Annotated in this window: 17 protein-coding genes; 9 read left to right on the forward strand and 8 right to left on the reverse strand. The window is 71.2% G+C overall.

The features are described from left to right. Positions 1–63: 63 nt before the first annotated feature. Positions 64–1,434 (forward strand): serine hydrolase domain-containing protein, encoded by a 1,371-nt coding sequence (locus AQI95_RS20090; RefSeq protein WP_067125168.1) that lies wholly within the window; start codon positions 64–66, stop codon positions 1,432–1,434. 36 nt (positions 1,435–1,470) lie between these two features. Here the strand turns inward: AQI95_RS20090 and AQI95_RS20095 are convergent, their stop codons facing one another. The 3 genes from AQI95_RS20095 to AQI95_RS20105 are packed head-to-tail and all read right to left on the reverse strand — an operon-like array spanning position 1,471 to position 3,538. After that, positions 1,471–2,169: a TetR/AcrR family transcriptional regulator gene (locus tag AQI95_RS20095; protein ID WP_067125170.1), complete on the reverse strand. Its 699-nt coding sequence runs from the start codon at positions 2,167–2,169 to the stop codon at positions 1,471–1,473. A gap of 48 nt (positions 2,170–2,217) precedes the next feature. Continuing rightward, positions 2,218–2,766, reverse strand: coding sequence for a hypothetical protein (locus AQI95_RS20100; RefSeq protein ID WP_067125172.1), 549 nt, complete (start codon positions 2,764–2,766; stop codon positions 2,218–2,220). Further along, positions 2,759–3,538 carry an alpha/beta hydrolase gene (locus tag AQI95_RS20105; protein WP_067125175.1) on the reverse strand — a complete coding sequence of 260 codons (780 nt, stop codon included), beginning with the start codon at positions 3,536–3,538 and terminating at the stop codon, positions 2,759–2,761. The genes AQI95_RS20100 and AQI95_RS20105 overlap by 8 nt, the downstream gene beginning before the upstream one ends. A gap of 171 nt (positions 3,539–3,709) precedes the next feature. Here AQI95_RS20105 and AQI95_RS20110 point away from each other — a divergent pair, with 171 nt between their 5' ends. The 5 genes from AQI95_RS20110 (at position 3,710) to AQI95_RS20130 (ending at position 8,678) form a co-directional block, all read left to right on the forward strand. After that, on the forward strand, positions 3,710–4,516 hold the full coding sequence (locus AQI95_RS20110) for a lysophospholipid acyltransferase family protein (protein WP_067125178.1): 807 nt from the start codon (positions 3,710–3,712) through the stop codon (positions 4,514–4,516). A gap of 35 nt (positions 4,517–4,551) precedes the next feature. Beyond that, on the forward strand, positions 4,552–5,772 hold the full coding sequence (gene macS, locus AQI95_RS20115) for a MacS family sensor histidine kinase (protein WP_067125181.1): 1,221 nt from the start codon (positions 4,552–4,554) through the stop codon (positions 5,770–5,772). Beyond that, positions 5,769–6,446: a response regulator gene (locus tag AQI95_RS20120; RefSeq protein ID WP_067125184.1), complete on the forward strand. Its 678-nt coding sequence runs from the start codon at positions 5,769–5,771 to the stop codon at positions 6,444–6,446. Before macS ends, AQI95_RS20120 begins: the two co-directional genes overlap by 4 nt. Positions 6,447–6,591: 145 nt before the next feature. Further along, the gene (locus AQI95_RS20125) at positions 6,592–7,620 is read left to right on the forward strand and encodes a 6-phosphofructokinase (RefSeq protein ID WP_067126263.1); all 1,029 of its coding nucleotides are present in this window, start codon (positions 6,592–6,594) and stop codon (positions 7,618–7,620) included. Positions 7,621–7,682: 62 nt separating this feature from the next. Further along, positions 7,683–8,678, forward strand: a complete 996-nt coding sequence (locus AQI95_RS20130) for a 2-hydroxyacid dehydrogenase (protein ID WP_067125187.1) — start codon at positions 7,683–7,685, stop codon at positions 8,676–8,678. On the opposite strand, the gene AQI95_RS20135 is transcribed toward AQI95_RS20130, so the two are convergent. After that, positions 8,630–10,552, reverse strand: a complete 1,923-nt coding sequence (locus AQI95_RS20135; protein WP_067125189.1) for an anthranilate synthase family protein — start codon at positions 10,550–10,552, stop codon at positions 8,630–8,632. The genes AQI95_RS20130 and AQI95_RS20135 overlap by 49 nt on opposite strands. 92 nt (positions 10,553–10,644) lie before the next feature. After that, positions 10,645–10,701, reverse strand: coding sequence for a trp operon leader peptide (locus AQI95_RS50370; RefSeq protein ID WP_073894098.1), 57 nt, complete (start codon positions 10,699–10,701; stop codon positions 10,645–10,647). 111 nt (positions 10,702–10,812) lie between these two features. On the opposite strand from AQI95_RS50370, the gene AQI95_RS20140 reads away from it, so the two are divergent. Both AQI95_RS20140 and AQI95_RS20145 read left to right on the forward strand, forming a co-directional pair. Next, entirely contained in the window at positions 10,813–12,165 is a 1,353-nt protein-coding gene (locus tag AQI95_RS20140) for a class II 3-deoxy-7-phosphoheptulonate synthase (RefSeq protein ID WP_067125192.1), read from the forward strand. 172 nt (positions 12,166–12,337) lie between these two features. Then, positions 12,338–12,580, forward strand: a complete 243-nt coding sequence (locus AQI95_RS20145) for a (2Fe-2S)-binding protein (protein ID WP_067125195.1) — start codon at positions 12,338–12,340, stop codon at positions 12,578–12,580. Positions 12,581–12,591: 11 nt separating this feature from the next. Here the strand turns inward: AQI95_RS20145 and bfr are convergent, their stop codons facing one another. Next, entirely contained in the window at positions 12,592–13,074 is a 483-nt protein-coding gene (gene bfr, locus AQI95_RS20150) for a bacterioferritin (protein WP_067125198.1), read from the reverse strand. Between the two features lie 172 nt (positions 13,075–13,246). On the opposite strand from bfr, the gene AQI95_RS20155 reads away from it, so the two are divergent. Next, a complete protein-coding gene (locus tag AQI95_RS20155) occupies positions 13,247–13,879 on the forward strand; it encodes a sulfite oxidase-like oxidoreductase (RefSeq protein ID WP_067125201.1) in 633 nt (210 codons plus the stop codon). Between the two features lie 30 nt (positions 13,880–13,909). Here the strand turns inward: AQI95_RS20155 and AQI95_RS20160 are convergent, their stop codons facing one another. Further along, on the reverse strand, positions 13,910–14,791 hold the full coding sequence (locus AQI95_RS20160) for a deoxyribonuclease IV (RefSeq protein WP_067125204.1): 882 nt from the start codon (positions 14,789–14,791) through the stop codon (positions 13,910–13,912). A 58-nt stretch (positions 14,792–14,849) separates the two neighbouring features. Further along, on the reverse strand, positions 14,850–16,763 hold the full coding sequence (gene pknB / locus AQI95_RS20165; protein ID WP_067125207.1) for a Stk1 family PASTA domain-containing Ser/Thr kinase: 1,914 nt from the start codon (positions 16,761–16,763) through the stop codon (positions 14,850–14,852). Positions 16,764–16,987: the final 224 nt, after the last annotated feature.

Raw genomic sequence — 16,987 nt, forward strand, 5'->3', positions numbered from 1 at the left:
CCCTGCCGGGGAGCCCTACAGTCCTTCTTGTACTTAGTTCAAGTGTCCAGGAGGGGGATCCGGATGTCCGAGAAGCAGGCGTTGCTGGCCGCGTTCGTCGAGGCCGCGGCGGAGGAGTTCGCAGTGCCGGGGGTCGCCGTCGCCGTACTGGCGGGCGGTGAAGAGGTCCATGTCACGCACGGTGTGACCCATGTGGACCACCCCCTGCCCATCGACGAGCACACGCTCTTCCCGCTGGCCTCGGTCAGCAAGAGCTTCACGGCGACCGCGCTGATGCGCCTGGTCGACGAGGGCAAGGTGGACCTCGACGCCCCGGTCCGCCGGTACGTCCCCGAGCTGCGCCTGGCCGACGAGGAGACCGCCGCCCGGATCACCGTGCTGAACCTGCTCAACCACACCTCGGGCCTGGACTGGAACCTCGTCGACGCCGACGAGACCGACAGCTCGCTCGCCGCCTGGGTCGCCCAGCTGGACCGGCTGGCGGTGATCGCCCCGCCCGGCGCCCGCGCCTCCTACAGCCAGGCCGGCTACAACCTCGCGGGACTGGTCGTGGAGAACGTCACCGGGCTGCCGTTCGAGAAGGCGGTGGCCCAGCTGGTCCTGGAGCCGCTCGGGCTGGCCGACACCGTCTACGACCTGGACGAGGTCGTGGTCCGCCGCTTCGCCGCGGGCCACAACCGCGCCGAGGACGGCACCATGGCCCTCGCCCGCCCCTGGAAGGCGTGGCGGGCCGGAACGCGCGGCAACAACCCCGGCGGCGGCATCGTCTCCTCGGCGAGCGACCTGCTGCGCTGGGCCCGGTTCCAACTCGGCGACGGGGAGGGCCTGTTGTCCGCCCAGGCGCTCGACCGGATGAAGCAGCCCACGGTCGAACTGCGCGCCAGCACGCTCGGCGACGCCTTCGGCATCTGCTGGTTCCTGCGGGACGTGGAGGGCGTGCGCACGGTCGGCCACGGAGGCTCGGGCAACGGACAGTTCGCCGAGCTGCTCCTGGTGCCCGAGCGGGACTTCGCCGTCGTCTCGCTGGCCAACGCGGGCCCCGACGGCTACCAGTTCAACCAGGCGGTGCTGAAGCGGGCGCTGGAGCTGTACCTCGGCGTGGTCGAGCGGGAACCGGAGCCGCTGCCGTACGAGGAGGAGCGGGCGCGCGAGGTCGCCGGGCGGTACGAGATCGACGCGATGAACCTCGACATCGCCGACGAGGACGGCCGGCTCACGCTCGCCGTCGGCATCAAGCCGGAGATCCGCGCGGCCTCCGACGTGGAGATGCCGCCGGACTACCCGGCCGCGCAGATCGGCTTCCTGCCGGGGGACGGCGACGAGTACCTCGTCACCGAGGGCGGCCTGAAGGGGCAGCGGGGCTACTTCTCCCGCGCGGCCGACGGCACGGTGACAGGGATCGACCTGGCCGGACGCCTCTTCGGCCGGGCCTGACGGTCCGTCCGCGACCGCGGGCGCGCGGTGGGCCGGTCAGGGGGTTGCGGTGCCGGGAGCGGTGTCCGCGCCGCCCGGCCGCAGCCCGGCCAGCAGCGCCCGCAGTCCCACCCCGTACGTCCCGTCGGGCGCGTCCGCGTACCCCGTGGCCGCCGCCGTCCCCAGCCGCGCCCGCAGCCGCGGAAACGGCCCCGCCGCCTCCGCCGCCTTGGCCAGCGTCTCCTCGAACCGCCCCTCGGCGTCCTCGCCGGCCCGCCGCAGTCTGCGTGACAGCGACGCCATCGTGGACGCGCCGAGCGCGTTGCCGAAGACGTACGTCACCACCGCGCCGGCGGCGCGATCCGCCTGCTCCGGTGTGAACCCGGCCGTCTCGAAGACCCCGAGGAGATGGTCGTCGTAACGGGCCTTCCCGGCGCCGTAGAGCAGATGGGAGCCCATCGCCTGCACCAGCCACGGATGCCGTACGAGCATCGTGTGCAGCCGGTCGGCCATCACAGTGGCGGGGCCGCGCCAGTCGGCCGCGTCCAGCTCCGGCAGTGCCACCTCGTGCCACACCCGGTCCGAGGCGAGCAGCACGAGGTCGTCCTTGTTCTTCACATGCCAGTAGACGGCGGTCGCCGCGGCCCCCAGCCGCTTGCCCAGACTGCGCATGTTCAGGCCTTCGAGGCCCTCGTCGTCCAGCAGTTCCACGGCGGTGCGGACGATCTGCTCCAGGGTGAGGGTGTCGCGCGGCATGGGCTCACGATAGGTGAGCCGGCCGGGCCCTGTACAAAGCTCAGGCCGTCAGACGACCGCGCCTCGCCCCGGGTCGCCGTCCTGCTCGTCGTCGTCCGTGCGCATCCGCATCACCAGCGTGGCGAAGCCGCCCAGGAAGCCGCCGATGCCGAGGGTCGTCAGCCACCAGGTCATCTCCCAGCCGAGCAGCACCGCGAGCAGCAGCAGGATCGGCCCGCCGACGACACCCAGCCAGGCGAACTTCGCGGTGGTGTCGGCGTCCGGCAGCGGCGGCGGCTCCGGCGGGACGAAATGGCCCTCGTCGTCCTCGCCCTCGGCGGGCTCCGCGGGCGTGTAGTCGCGCGGGCCGACGCCGGGCGCGAAGGAGACCGAGCTGCCGAGCGGCCGGACCGGCGCCTTGTCGGTGTCGCTCTCGGTGTCCTTCTCCGGCTCCGGCAGCGCCAGATCCTCCACCGGTTTGAAGGGCTTGGCGCCCGGCGGGTCCGCCGGCTCCTGGCCGTACCCTTCGACGATGGCGCGCCAGGCGGCGTCCTCGTCGAAGGGCGTGCCCTGCTCGTCCGGCTCGCGGCCTTCGCGGTCGGACTCGTGCTCAGCCACCTGTGGCCGTCCCTTCCTTGCCGAGACTGGGTGCGAGCCGGCCCATGAAGGCGAGGCTCTCCTCGAAGATCCGGTCCGCATCCTTGTCCAACGTCGCCACGTGGTAGCTCTGTTCCAGCACGATCTCCGTCACGTCCGTGGACGACACCCGGCTCAGCACCCGGGCCGAGTCGACCGCCGGGACGACATGGTCCCGCGCGCTGCGCAGCAGCAGCAACGGCTGGGTGACCTGGGGCAGCTCGCCGTCCAGCCGGCGCAGGAACTGCCGCAGCGAGTGCGCCGCCCGCAGGGGCACCCGGTCGTAGCCCACCTCGGCCGCGCCCTCCTTCGCGATGTCGCTGGCGATGCCCTTCGTCGTCCGCACGAGATGCCGGGCCACCGGAAGGGCGTACGCCGACAGGCCGTGCACCTTGTTCGCCGGGTTGACGACCACCGCGCCCGCGACCCGCTCGCCGTGCCGGGCCGCGAGCCGGAGCGCCAGGGCGCCGCCCATGGACAGGCCCGCGACGAACACCCGCGAACAGCGCTCGGACAGGACGCACAGCTCGCGGTCCACCTCCGCGTACCAGTCCTGCCAGCCGGTGACCTGCATGTCCTCCCAGCGGGTGCCGTGGCCGGGCAGCAGCGGCAGCGACACGGTCAGGCCGTGCGCCGCGTGGTGCTCCGCCCAGGGGCGCAGCGACTGGGGCGAGCCGGTGAAGCCGTGGCAGAGGAGGACCCCCACCTCCCCGCCCTCGTGGCGGTACGGCTCGGCTCCGGGGAGGACCGGCACCTTCGACGCTCCTGTTCATGAAGAGGGCCCCGCCGGCGGCCGGCGAAGGCGTGAAGAAAACGCGCGGATGTGCTTCACCGTACGCGACCGCACTGACACCGACCAGGGTCGTCGGGCCCATTGACGGTCCTCCGGGTTAAGGTCTGTCCGACGGAAACAGGAGGCACGCGGGTGTTGTACGGCACGATGAAGGTCGCCATCGGGGGGCCGCTCAAGGTCGCCTTCAGACCTTGGGTGGAAGGCCTGGAGAACGTACCGGCCGAGGGTGCAGCCATTTTGGCGAGCAATCATCTTTCGTTCTCGGACTCGTTCTTCCTGCCGGCGGTCCTGGACCGCAAGGTCACCTTCATCGCGAAGGCCGAGTACTTCACCACGCCGGGTGTGAAGGGCCGGTTGACGGCGGCCTTCTTCAAGGGCGTCGGACAGCTCCCGGTGGACCGCTCCGGCGCGCGCGGCGCCGGCGAGGCCGCGATCAAGAGCGGCATAGAGGTGCTGGAGCGCGGCGAGCTGTTCGGCATCTACCCGGAGGGCACCCGTTCGCCCGACGGCCGGCTCTACCGGGGCAAGCCCGGCGGCCTCGCGCGCGTGGCGCTCGCCACCGGCGCGCCGGTCATCCCCGTGGCGATGATCGACACCGAGAAGATCCAGCCGCCCGGCAAGGTGATGCCGAAGCTGATGCGGCCCGGCATCCGCATCGGCAAGCCGCTCGACTTCAGCCGCTACGCCGGCATGGAGCACGACCGCTTCGTCCTGCGCGCCCTGACCGACGAGGTCATGTACGAGATCATGAAGCTCTCCGGCCAGGAGTACGTCGACATGTACGCGACGGCGGCCAAGCGGCAGATCACGGAAGCGGCGAAGGCGGTGAAGGCGGCCAAGGAGGCCGAGAAAGCCAAGGACGCCGAGAAAGCCAAGGACGCCGAGAAAGCCAAGGACGCGGAGAAGGCCAAGGGCGCGGAGAAGAAGGCGGGGGCCTGACAGGCCGGGAGAGGGCCGGAGGGGGGACGGGGGACATGCCCAAGCGCGAGCGCGTCATGAGGATGTCGGTCGAGCTGCCGCTGTGGCGCGCGCTCGCCGGCTACCGCGTCATGACCATGCTGTACGCGATCGCCCTGGGCGTCACCAGGTACGACCTCTTCGTGCGCCCCTGGGTCGCCGTCTGCTACTTCGCCGTCCTGTGCGTATGGACCCTCGCCACCTTGCCCAGAGTGCGGAACGCGGCGAGCTGCACCGGACGCTTCCTGGTCGCCGATCTGACCGTCGCCCTCACCGGCATCCTGCTCACCCCGCTCGCCGACAGCCACCAGCGGATCGCGGGCGGTCCCACACTGCCGTCGATATGGACGGCCGGCGCGGTGCTGGCCTTCGCGATCAAGGGCGGCTGGCGCTGGGCCGCCGTCGCCTCCACGGCGGTGGCCGTAGCCAACCTCGTCGAGCGCGGCCATCCCGCCCGGGACACCGTGCACAGCCTGATCCTCGTCTGGGTGGCCTCCATCGCCATCGGCTACGTCGTGGAGGTCGCCCGCGCCTCCGAGCGCACCCTCGCCCGCGCCCTGGAGATCGAGGCCGCGACCCGGGAGCGGGAGCGGCTGGCCCGGGACATCCACGACGGCGTGCTGCAGGTGCTGGCGATGGTGAAGCGGCGCGGCGCGGCGCTCGGCGGCGAGGCGGCCGAGCTGGGGCGGCTCGCGGGGGAGCAGGAGGTGGCCCTGCGCACGCTGGTCTCCGGCGGTCTGGTGCCGGTCTCCCGCGTGTCGGAGGACGCCTTGGCCGGAGCCGTCGTACGCGTGGTGGACGAGCCCGACGACGGTCCGGTCGATCTGCGGCAGCTGCTGGTGCCCTTCGCCGGTGCCCGGGTGAGCCTGGCCGAGCCCGGCGCGCCGGTCGAGCTGCCCCGGCCGGCCGCACGGGAGCTGGCCGCCGCGGTCGGCGCCGCCCTGGACAACGTGAGCAGGCACGCCGGGGCCGAGGCCCGGGCCTGGATCCTGGTCGAGGACGAGCCGGACGAGATCGTGGTGACCGTACGGGACGACGGCCCCGGCATCCCCGAGGGCCGGCTGGTCCAGGCCGAGGGCGAGGGCCGGCTCGGCGTGGCCCAGTCGATCCGCGGACGGCTGCGCGACCTGGGCGGCAGCGCGGAGCTGATCTCCGTTCCCGGACAGGGCACGGAGGTCGAACTGAAGGTGGCGAAGGACGCGCTGCGGGCGCGGGGGAAGAAGGCGGAGCGGCGATGACACAGCAGCAGGATCCGATCAAGGTCATGGTGGTGGACGACCACCCCATGTGGCGCGACGCGGTCGCCCGGGACCTGGCCCAGTCCGGCTTCGAGGTGGTCGCCACCGCGGGCGACGGCGAGCAGGCGGTCCGCCGCGCCAAGGCCGCGGCCCCCGACGTCCTCGTGCTGGACCTCAATCTGCCGGCCAAGCCCGGCGTCCAGGTGTGCAAGGAACTGGTCGGCCACAACCCGGCGTTGCGCGTCCTCGTGCTCTCCGCGAGCGGTGAGCACGCCGACGTCCTGGAGGCCGTGAAGTCCGGCGCGACCGGCTACCTGCTCAAGTCGGCCTCCACCGAGGAGTTGTCGGACGCGGTGCGCCGGACCGCCGTCGGCGACCCGGTGTTCACGCCGGGCCTCGCCGGACTGGTCCTCGGCGAGTACCGCCGCCTGGCCTCCGAGCCCGCGCCCGCCCCCGACACCGACGAACCCGGCGCGCCCCGGCTGACGGACCGGGAGACGGAGGTGCTGCGGCTGGTCGCCAAGGGCCTGAGCTACAAGCAGATCGCCGAACGCCTCGTCATCTCCCACCGCACGGTCCAGAACCATGTGCAGAACACCCTCGGCAAGCTCCAACTCCACAACAGGGTCGAGCTGGTGCGCTACGCCATAGAGCGCGGCCTCGACGACGCGTAGCGCCACCGGGCCGGCTCCCACCGCACGACCGCGTCCCGACCGCGTCAGGCAATGCGCCGAAATCACCCATCCCGCCCCTCCCGTTGTGACCTGGGTCACCGTTAGCGTGACTGGGCGTCAGGGAACTGCGGTGAAGGGACATTTCATGCGCGTCGGAGTACTGACCGGAGGCGGCGACTGCCCCGGGCTCAACGCCGTCATCCGGGGCATCGTCCGCAAGGGCGTGCAGGAGTACGGCTATGAATTCGTCGGCTTCCGGGACGGCTGGCGCGGCCCTCTCGAAGGCGACACGGTTCGTCTCGACATCCCCGCGGTGCGCGGCATCCTGCCCCGCGGCGGCACCATCCTCGGCTCCTCGCGCACCAACCCCCTCAAGGCGGAGAACGGCATCCGCCGGATCAAGGACAACCTGACCAAGCTGGACGTCCAGGCCCTCATCGCGATCGGCGGCGAGGACACCCTGGGCGTCGCCGCGCGGCTGTCCGACGAGTACGCGGTGCCCTGTGTCGGGGTGCCCAAGACGATCGACAACGACCTGTCGGCCACCGACTACACCTTCGGCTTCGACACCGCCGTCAACATCGCCACCGAGGCCATCGACCGGCTGCACACCACCGCCGAGTCGCACATGCGCGTCCTGGTCGTGGAGGTGATGGGCCGGCACGCCGGCTGGATCGCCATCCACTCGGGCCTGGCCGGCGGCGCCAACGCCATCCTCATCCCCGAGCAGCGCTTCGACGTCGAGCAGGTCTGTGCCTGGGTGACCTCCCGCTTCCGGGCGTCGTACGCGCCGATCGTGGTCGTCGCCGAGGGCGCCATGCCCAAGGACGGCGACATGGTGCTCAAGGACGGCTCGCTGGACTCCTTCGGGCATGTCCGGCTCTCCGGGGTCGGCGAGTGGCTGGCCAAGGAGATCGAGCGCCGCACCGGCAAGGAGGCGCGGACCACGGTCCTCGGCCACGTCCAGCGCGGCGGCACGCCGAGCGCCTTCGACCGCTGGCTCGCCACCCGCTTCGGCCTGCACGCCATCGAGTGCGTCCGCGACGGCGACTTCGGCAAGATGGTCGCCCTGCGCGCCACCGACATCGTCCGCGTCCCCCTCGCCGAGGCCACGGCCAAGCTGAAGACGGTGGACCCGAAGCTGTACGAGGAGGTCGGGGTCTTCTTCGGCTGACCCGCATCCCGGGGCTATGGGCCGTATATTTCGGCCCATAGCCCAGACAACCAGGAGCAACCGTGGAAATCCTGGCCTTCGGTGTGCAGGCGGACGAACGGCCCCTGATCGAGCGGGCCTTCGCCCCGCACCACGGCGTCCGGTGCCTCGACGTCTTCCTCACCGAGGACACCGCACCCATCGCCACCGGCCACGAGGTGATCTCCACCAGCGTCAACGCCGACCTGCACGAGCCCGTCCTGCGGATCCTCGCGGCCGGCGGCACGCGGATGATCGCCCAGCGCTCCACCGGCTACAACAACGTCGACCTCGACGCGGCCGCACGCCTCGGGCTGACGGTCGCCCGTGTCTCGTCCTACTCCCCTTACTCCGTCGCCGAGTTCGCCTGGACGCTGGCCATGGCGGTGAACCGCCGTGTCGTCCGCGCGGCGACCCGCACCCGCGACTTCGACTTCCGCCTCGACGGGCTCATGGGCCGCGACATGCACGGCCGCACCGCCGGCGTCCTCGGCACCGGAAAGATCGGCGAGGCCTTCACCCGGATCGCCCACGGCCACGGCATGCGCCTGCTCGGCTGGGACGTCGCCGAGAACCCCGCCTGCCTCCGGCTCGGCATGGCCTACGTGCCGAAGGACCAGCTGCTCGCCGAGTCCGACCTGGTCAGCCTGCACATCCCGCTGATGCCCGAGACCCAGCACCTGATCGACGCCGCCGCCCTGAAGGCGATGAAGGACGACGCGATCCTGGTCAACTCCAGCCGCGGCGGCCTCGTCGACACCGCGGCCCTCGTCGCCGAGCTGCGCGAAGGCCGCTTCACGGGCGTCGGCCTGGACGTCTACGAGTCCGAGGCGGGCCTGTTCTTCCTCGACAAGTCGCTGGAGGCCATCGAGGACGACACCCTGGCCCGCCTGGTCACCTTCCCGAACGTCCTGGTCACCTCGCACCAGGCGTACTACACCGAGGACGCCGTCGGGCAGATCGTCGACGCCACCGTGCGCAATGTCCTGGACTACACGGCGGGCCGCCGCTCGGAGAACGTGCTGGTCCCGTGCAGCTGACCGATCAGTTCCCGCACCACCGCGGCACCGTTCAGGCTGAGGACCGACTCGGGGTGGAACTGGACGCCGGCGAACGCGTTCATGGGCGTGCCTCCGGCACGACGCGGCCCCCGCAGGGCATGCACCTCGCCGTTCGCGGCCCGGCTCACCTCCACCCCGAGCGCGGCCAGCTCCCGCGCCGCCTCCTCCTCGCAGCGGGCCACGAAGCTGTTGTAGAAGCCGACGGTCTCGGCCCGCCCGAACAGGTCGATCGTGGTCTGCGCCCCCTGGTACGGCACCTCCTTGCGGACGATGTCCAGCCCCAGCTCGGCCGCGATCAGCTCATGGCCCAGACAGACCCCCAGCACCCCGTGCCGCTGCTCCCGCAGCACCGCTGCGGTCAGCTCCCGCAGGAGGCGCATCTTCGGGTCGCCGAGGTCGGCCGGGTCGCCGGGCCCGGGGCCGAGCACCACCGGACCCTCGTGCCCGAGCACGGCCGCCCGCAGTCCCGGCTCGTCGTAGCGCCGTACCGTCACCTCCAGACCGCCCGAGCGCAGCACGTGCGCCAGCATCGCGGTGAAGGTGTCCTCGCCGTCGACGACGAGGGCATGGCCCTCCAGCGCCGCCTCCCGCTCCTGCATCCGCAGCCAGAAGGGAGCGAGCGCGGACCGGCGGCCGTCCAGCGCCGCCCGCACCCGGGGGTCGTCCGCGAGCCGGGGCCGCTCCCGCTCCGCACGCGGCCCGGGCGGCCGCACCCCGAGGGCCGCGAGCACCCCCGCCGCCTTCGCGTGGGTCTCCGCGACCTCGCCCGCCGGGTCCGAGCCGCGCACCAGCGTCGCCCCGACCGGGACCCGCAGACGCCCCTGGGAGGAGATGTCGGCCGTGCGGATCAGGATGGGGGAGTCCAGGGTCTGCGCGCCCCCGCAGTCCCGTCCGAGCAGGGCCAGCGCACCCGCGTAGTAGCCGCGCCCGACCCCGTCCCGCCCGAGGGGCTCGTACCGTTCGATGACCCGGCACGCGTTCTGCACCGGCGATCCGGTCACCGTCGCCGCGAACATGGTCTCCTTCAGCACCTCCCGCACATCCAGGGAGGACTTCCCGCGCAGCTCGTACTCGGTGTGCGCGAGGTGCGTCATCTCCTTCAGCCGCGGCCCGACGACCACCCCGCCCATGTCGCCGACGGTGCACATCATCTTCAGTTCTTCGTCGACGACCATCGACAGCTCCTCGATCTCCTTGCCGTCGGCGAGGAAGCCGAGCAGATGTTCCGGCGTCGGCCCTTCGGCGGGATACCGGTACGTCCCGCTGATCGGGTTCATGACGACGGTCCCGCCGGACATCCGGACGTGCACCTCGGGGCTGGCGCCGACCAGCGTGCGCTCCCCGGTGTGCACGACGAACGTCCAGTACGCGCCCCGCTCGCCCGCCAGCAGCCGCCGGAACAGCGCGAGCGCGTCGGCCCGGCCGAACCCCGGGATCTCGCCCTCGTACGTGCGCCGGATCACGAAGTTCGCGCCCTCGCCCCGGCCGATCTCCTCCGCGAGCACCCGCCCGACGATCTCGCCGTACGCCGTGTCGTCGACGTCGAAGCCACCGCCCTCGACGCGCACCGCGTGCGCCGGCAGCCGGGACAGCGCCACCTCCAGCGGGATCTCGTACGACTCCTCGGGGGTCAGCACGAGCAGGGGGGTGCCGTCGTCGCGGACGTCGAAGCCGCGCTCGCGGATCTGCCGGAACGGGACCAGCGCGAGGCCCTCGTCGGGCAGGTCGGCGAGCCGTTCGTGGCTGGTCACCGGGCCGATCAGCACCTCCACCAGCTGTTCGTCGCGGCCCGGGGTGCGGCGGCGGAGCAGGGCGAAGGGGCGGTCGTCGTGCGGCAGCTGTGACAGGTCCATGGTCCTCTGTTCCTCTTGCGGTGAGGAACGGCCCCGGACACGCCGAAGGCCGCCCCTCGGGCGGCCTTCGCGAAGTCTTCGGATACGCGCGATCAGTGGGCCGCCGGAGAAGCGGTCCACCACCAGTTCTGGATCGAAAGCGCGAACATGGGAAAAACCCTACCGCACCCCTCTCCGCCCCTGTCCACGAGACAATCTCCGCGTCTCACCTATCGAGCAAGAAGAGGGACCATGCGACACGACCCCGTAATGTTTACGAGGTGACCGTGAACGCTAAGTCCAGCCCGAGCGCTGGCAACACCTGGCGAGACCTGCCCGCGGCGCAGCAGCCCGAGTACCCCGACCCCGAGGCTCTGCGCGCAGTGATCGCGGACCTCGAGTCGTATCCGCCGCTCGTCTTCGCGGGCGAGTGCGACCAGCTGCGCGCCCGGATGGCGGCCGTCGCCAAGGGAGAGGCGTTCCTCCTCCAGGGCGGCGACTGCGCCGAGGCCTTCGACGCGGTGTCCGCCGACCACATCCGCAACAAGCTGAAGACGCTGCTCCAGATGGGTGCCGTCCTCACCTACGCGGCCGCCGTGCCCGTGGTGAAGGTCGGCCGCATCGCGGGGCAGTACTCCAAGCCGCGCTCCAAGCCGATGGAGACCCGCGACGGCGTGACGCTCCCGGTGTACCGGGGCGACTCCGTCAACGGCTTCGACTTCACCGAGAAGTCCCGCATCCCGGACCCCGAGCGGCTCAAGCGCATGTACCACGCCTCGGCCTCCACGCTGAACCTGGTGCGCGCCTTCACCACCGGCGGCTACGCCGACCTGCGCCAGGTGCACGCCTGGAACCAGGACTTCGTGAAGACCTCGCCGTCGGGTCAGCGCTACGAGCAGCTCGCCCGCGAGATCGACAACGCGCTGAACTTCATGCGGGCCTGCGGCACGGACCCGGAGGAGTTCAAGACCGTCGAGCTGTTCTCCTCGCACGAGGCGCTGCTGCTGGACTACGAGTCCGCCCTGACCCGGGTCGACTCGCGCACCGGCAAGCTGTACGACGTCTCCGCGCACATGGTGTGGGTCGGTGAGCGCACCCGGCAGCTGGACCACGCGCACATCGAGTTCGCCTCGCGGATCAACAACCCGATCGGCATCAAGCTCGGTCCGACCACGACGGCCGAGGAGGCGCTGCGGTACATCGACCGCCTCGACCCCGAGCGGGAGCCGGGCCGGCTGACCTTCATCGTCCGGATGGGCGCCGACAAGATCCGCGACAAGCTCCCCGAGCTGGTGGAGAAGGTCACGGCGTCCGGTGCGACGGTGGCCTGGGTGACCGACCCGATGCACGGCAACACCTTCGAGGCGGCCTCCGGGCACAAGACCCGCCGCTTCGACGACGTGCTCGACGAGGTCAAGGGCTTCTTCGAGGTCCACAAGGCGCTCGGCACCCACCCGGGCGGCATCCATGTGGAGCTGACCGGCGACGACGTCACCGAGTGCGTGGGCGGCGGCGACGAGATCTTCGTCGACGACCTGCACCAGCGCTACGAGACGGCCTGCGACCCGCGGCTGAACCGCAGCCAGTCGCTGGACCTGGCGTTCCTGGTCGCGGAGATGTACCGGGACCAGTGAGGTACCGGGACCGGTGACGTACCGGGACCGCTGAGCGCTCTGGGGCGCGGATCACATCCGATCCGCGCCCCTCCCCACTTTTGCGGACCCTGCGCGGCGGGTAAGGTTAGGTTTGCCTCACCGATCAAGGGGATGGCAGAAGGACAGCGACCCCGTCGGGAGGTGAATCCGCGTGTACGTCTGCAGCTGCTTCGGCATCACCGAGGACCAGGTCAAGCGGCATGCGGAGGACGGTGCCTGCACCCCCCGCCAGATCGCCTCCGCCTGCAAGGCGGGCACGGACTGCGGTTCGTGCGTCCGCCGCATCCAGGCCCTTCTGGGCCGCGGTGCCTGCCCGCGCCGCGAGCTGGCCGACCAGGGCAGGCCCGTGCTCGCCGAGCTGTCCGGCCCCGTCGGCCTGGACGAGGCGGCCTAGATCCTGCCGGGTCAGCTGCTCTCCGGCTGCTCGATGATCTGGGAGATGTAGAGCGCCTCGCCGAGCTTCTCCACCAGTTCCAGCTGGGTGTCGAGGTAGTCGATGTGGTTCTCCTCGTCGGCGAGGATGTCCTCGAAGATGTTGGCGGACGTGATGTCGCCCTTCTCGCGCATCACCTTGACGCCCCGCTTCAGCCGGTCGATCGCCTCCACCTCGATCTGCCGGTCGGCCTCGAACATCTCCTTCACGGTCTGCCCGACGCGGACGTGGAAGAGCCGCTGGTAGTTGGGCAGCCCCTCCAGGAACAGGATCCGGTCGGTGAGCACCTCCGCGTGCTTCATCTCGTCGAACGACTCGTGCCGCGTGTATTTGGCGAGCTTGTACCAGCCGAAGTTCTCCTGCATCTTCGCGTGCAGGAAGTACTGGTTGATCGCGGTCAGCTCGCCGGTGAGCTGCTCGTTGAGGAACTCGATGACCTCGGGGTCGCCCTGCATCGCAGCGGCTCCTTCCGCACGGAAACGGGGGGTGTGCGGCGGCATGATTGCATCGGCGGCGAAGATCGTCCAGTAAGTGCGCACTTAGTAAGTAAGTGCTTGGTTGATGTGAGTTGTCCGTTCTGTGGATCCATGGTCAAGGGCACTGCCCGAGGTCTGTCAGGATGGTTACATGGGTCATCCGGTGGAGCGAGCGTCTGGAGCGACGGCAGGGTCCGAGCTTCCGCCGGGTCAGCGGCTCCAGCGTGGCTGGCCGGTCACGCACTACGGACCCGTCCCGAAGTTCCGTCCCGAACGCTGGGAGTTCCGGGTCTTCGGCGCCACCGCCGACGGGGACAAGCACACCTGGGGCCACGACGAGTTCACGGCCCTGCCGTACACCACCGTGGTGGCCGATCTGCACTGCGTGACGAAGTTCAGCATCACCGGTGCCGAGTGGGGCGGCGTCCCCGCGCGTACCGTCCTCGACCTGGCCCCGCCGGCACCGGATGTCACCCATGTGATGGTCTGGGCGGAGTACGGCTTCAGCTCCAATCTCCGCCTGTCCGACTTCGCCTGCGACCGCACGATCTTCGCCACCCACAAGGACGGCGAGCTGCTCACCGCCGAGCACGGCTTCCCGGTCCGGCTGATCGTGCCCCACCTCTACGCCTGGAAGGGCCCCAAGTGGGTCCGGGGAGTCGAGTACATGACCGCCGACCGCCGCGGCTTCTGGGAGGAGCGCGGCTACCACAACATCGGCGACCCGTGGGAGGAGCAGCGCTACTCCTACCAGGAGGAACCGGGAGACGGCCCCGAGCTGTGACCCCGGGCCGGGGTCGGCCTCAGCCGTGCCTCAGCCGTCCCTGAGCCTCTTCAGGCGCTCCACGTCCGCCGCGTGCCCCGCCGTGCCGCCGGGTGTCTCGATGATCAGCGGTACGCCCTCGGTCGCGGGGTGGGTCATGAGCGCCCGGAACGGTTCCTCGCCGATGTGGCCGGCGCCGATGTTCTCGTGCCGGTCCTTGTGCGCGCCGACCACGTCCTTGGAGTCGTTGGCGTGGATCAGCTTCAGCCGTCCCTCGCCGACGGTGTCCACCAGCAGATCCAGCGTCTGGTGCATCCCGCTCGGCCCGGTCAGATCGTGCCCCGCGGCGAAGATGTGGCAGGTGTCCAGGCACACGCCCAGCTTGGGATGGGCGTCCAGTGCCTCGAAGTACGGCCCGAAGTCCCAGGTGCGCGAGCACAGCGAGGCCCCCTGCCCCGCCGTCGACTCCAGCAGGAGGAACGGATCGTCGTCGTGGGTCAGCTCGTCCAGCAGCGGCAGCAGCCGCGCGCGCACCTGCTGCAGCGCCACCTCCCGGGTCCGCCCGCCGGTCGCGCTCCCGGTGTGCACGACCACACCCAGCGCACCGATCTCCCGCCCGCGCCGCAGTGAGTGCCGCAGCGACTGAACCGACCGCTCCACGGTCGCCTCGGTGTGCGAGCCGAAGTTGATCAGGTAGGGGGCGTGCACGTACGCGGGGATCGACTCCTCGGCACACGCCTGGCGGAACGCCTCGTCCTGTCGGGGGTTGCCCACGGGCGTCGCCCAGCCACGCGGATTGGCGACGAAGACCTGCACGGTCTCCGCCTTCAGCTCGCGGGCGTACGACAGCCCCACGGAGTGCAGGCCACCGGCGACGGGGACATGACCGCCGACAGGATTGCGGGGAAGGGACGACGACTGATCGAGGCTCACCCGTTCAGGGTGTCATGCCCGCACCGCCCACCCGACCCCGGTCACCTGGTGCTCCCGGTCACCGGATGGTGATCGTGATGCTCGACCCCTTGGGCGCGGTGCCGCCGCCCTTCACCGACTGCTTCTGCACGGTGTCGCCGAACAGACCGAGCAGCCCGCGGTCCTCGTTCACCTTGAAGCCGGCGCCCTCCAGCGCCTTGTGGGCGTCGTCGACGCTGTCACCGACGACGTCCGGCACCTTGACCATCTCCGGGCCCTTGGACAGCGTCAGCGTCACGGTGTCGCCCTCGGCTGCCTGGCCGCCGTCGCCCGGGGTCTGCCGGGCCACCTGACCCTTGTCGTACTCGGAGTTGACCTGCTCGGCCGCGACCTTCACCTTCAGTCCGGCGTCCGTCAACTCCTGCCTGGCGTCGGCCAGATCGTCACCGGTCACGTCCGGCACATCGATCGGGCTTCCCTTGCTGACGGTCAGCGCGATCGCCGAACCGGCGTGCCGCTTGGTGCCCGCCTGCGGTGTCGTGCCGATCACCGAGCCCCTGGCGACCTCGTCGCTGAACTGCTGGGTGATCATGCCCGGCTCCAGCCCGTCCGCCTTCAGCCGCGAGCGTGCCTCGGCCAGCGTGCGGCCGGCGACATCCGGCACGTTCACCGTGTCCGGGCCCAGCGAGATGGTCAGTGTGACCGAGTCGTGGTCACGGATCCGGGCGCCGGGCGCCGGATCGGTGCCGACGACCGTGCCGCGCTTGACGGTGTCGTTGTACTCGCGCTTGACCTGCCCGACGTCGAGCCCGGCCGTCCTGAGCCGGTCCCGCGCCTGCGCCTCGGTCTTCGACAGCAGCGGGGGGACCTTCGTGAACTGGCCCGAGTTGATGTACCAGACCCCGGCGCCCACACCGAACACCACCAGCACCGCGGCGACGACGGTCAGTACCAGGCGCCTGGACCGCCCGGCCGGGGCGGGCGGCGCCTGCAGCCGACTGGTGCGATGGACGGAGCCCGCCGGCTCCTCCTCGTTGACCGGCAGCGGCCGGGGCACCGTCAGCGAGCGCGGGATCACGCTCGTACGGTCCTGCGCGTTGTCGTGCTCCCCGGACAGCGCCTGCGGCGGCACCGTGTCCAGCTGTGTGGCGCTCAGCCCCTGGCGTGCCGCGCGCGCCTGCCCGAGCAGCGCCACGGCGTCCTGCGGCCGCAGGTCCGGGGTGCGCGCGGTCGCCGAGGCGACCAGTTCGTCCAACGGGTGCGGCAGCCCCGGCACCAGCGCCGAGGGCGGCGGCACGTCCTCGTGGATGTGCTTGTAGAGCACCTGGGCGGGGGAGTCACCGGAGTGCGGCTTCCCGCCCGTCAGCATCTCGTAGAGCACGACGCCGCACGCGTACACGTCGACGCGCGGGTCGGCCGTGCCGTTCTCTATCTGCTCGGGCGCCAGGTACGACACGGTCCCGAGGACCGAGCCGGTCGTGCTGGTCACGGTGTCCACGGACCTGACCAGGCCGAAGTCGGCGACCTTGACCCGGCCGTCGTCCCCTATCAGCACGTTCTCGGGCTTCATGTCCCGGTGCACGAAACCGGCCCGGTGGGCGGCGCCGAGCGCGGCCAGCACGGGCTCCAGGATGTCCAGCGCGGCCCGCGGCTGCAGCGCGCCCCGCTCGCGCAGCACGTCCCGCAGGGTGCAGCCGGCGATGTACTCCATCGCCAGGTACACGTACGACCCGTCGGTGCCCTGGTCGAAGACCTGCACCACGTTCGGGTGCGCGAGCCGCGCGACGGACTTGGCCTCCCGGATGAACCGCTCCACGAAGGAGCCGTCCGCCGCGAGCGTCGGGTGCATCACCTTCAGCGCGAGAACGCGGTCCAGCCGGATGTCCAGGGCCCGGTAGACCGTGGCCATCCCGCCGACGGCGATCCGCGCGTCGACGCGATAACGGCCGTCGAGCACCTGCCCGACGAGAGGGTCCTGAAGGGTCGTATCCACGCAGGGGAGTCTACGAGGAGCGACCGGCACTTCCCCCGCCGAGACCGCTTTCCCCCGGTCACTGAAGCCGACCTGTGACGCGACACACGCCCCCGCCCCGCAGCCCCGCAGCCGCACGTCCCCCGGTCCCACGATCCGCGGCGGCCGACGGCGGTCACGGAGAGCGGGGCGGCACTAGGGCCTGTCCGATGGGTCCTGCCGGGCACGCGGGGTCTGGCACGCAC

The sequence above is a fragment of the Streptomyces yokosukanensis genome, assembly GCF_001514035.1.
Classification (GTDB): Bacteria; Actinomycetota; Actinomycetes; order Streptomycetales; family Streptomycetaceae; genus Streptomyces; species Streptomyces yokosukanensis.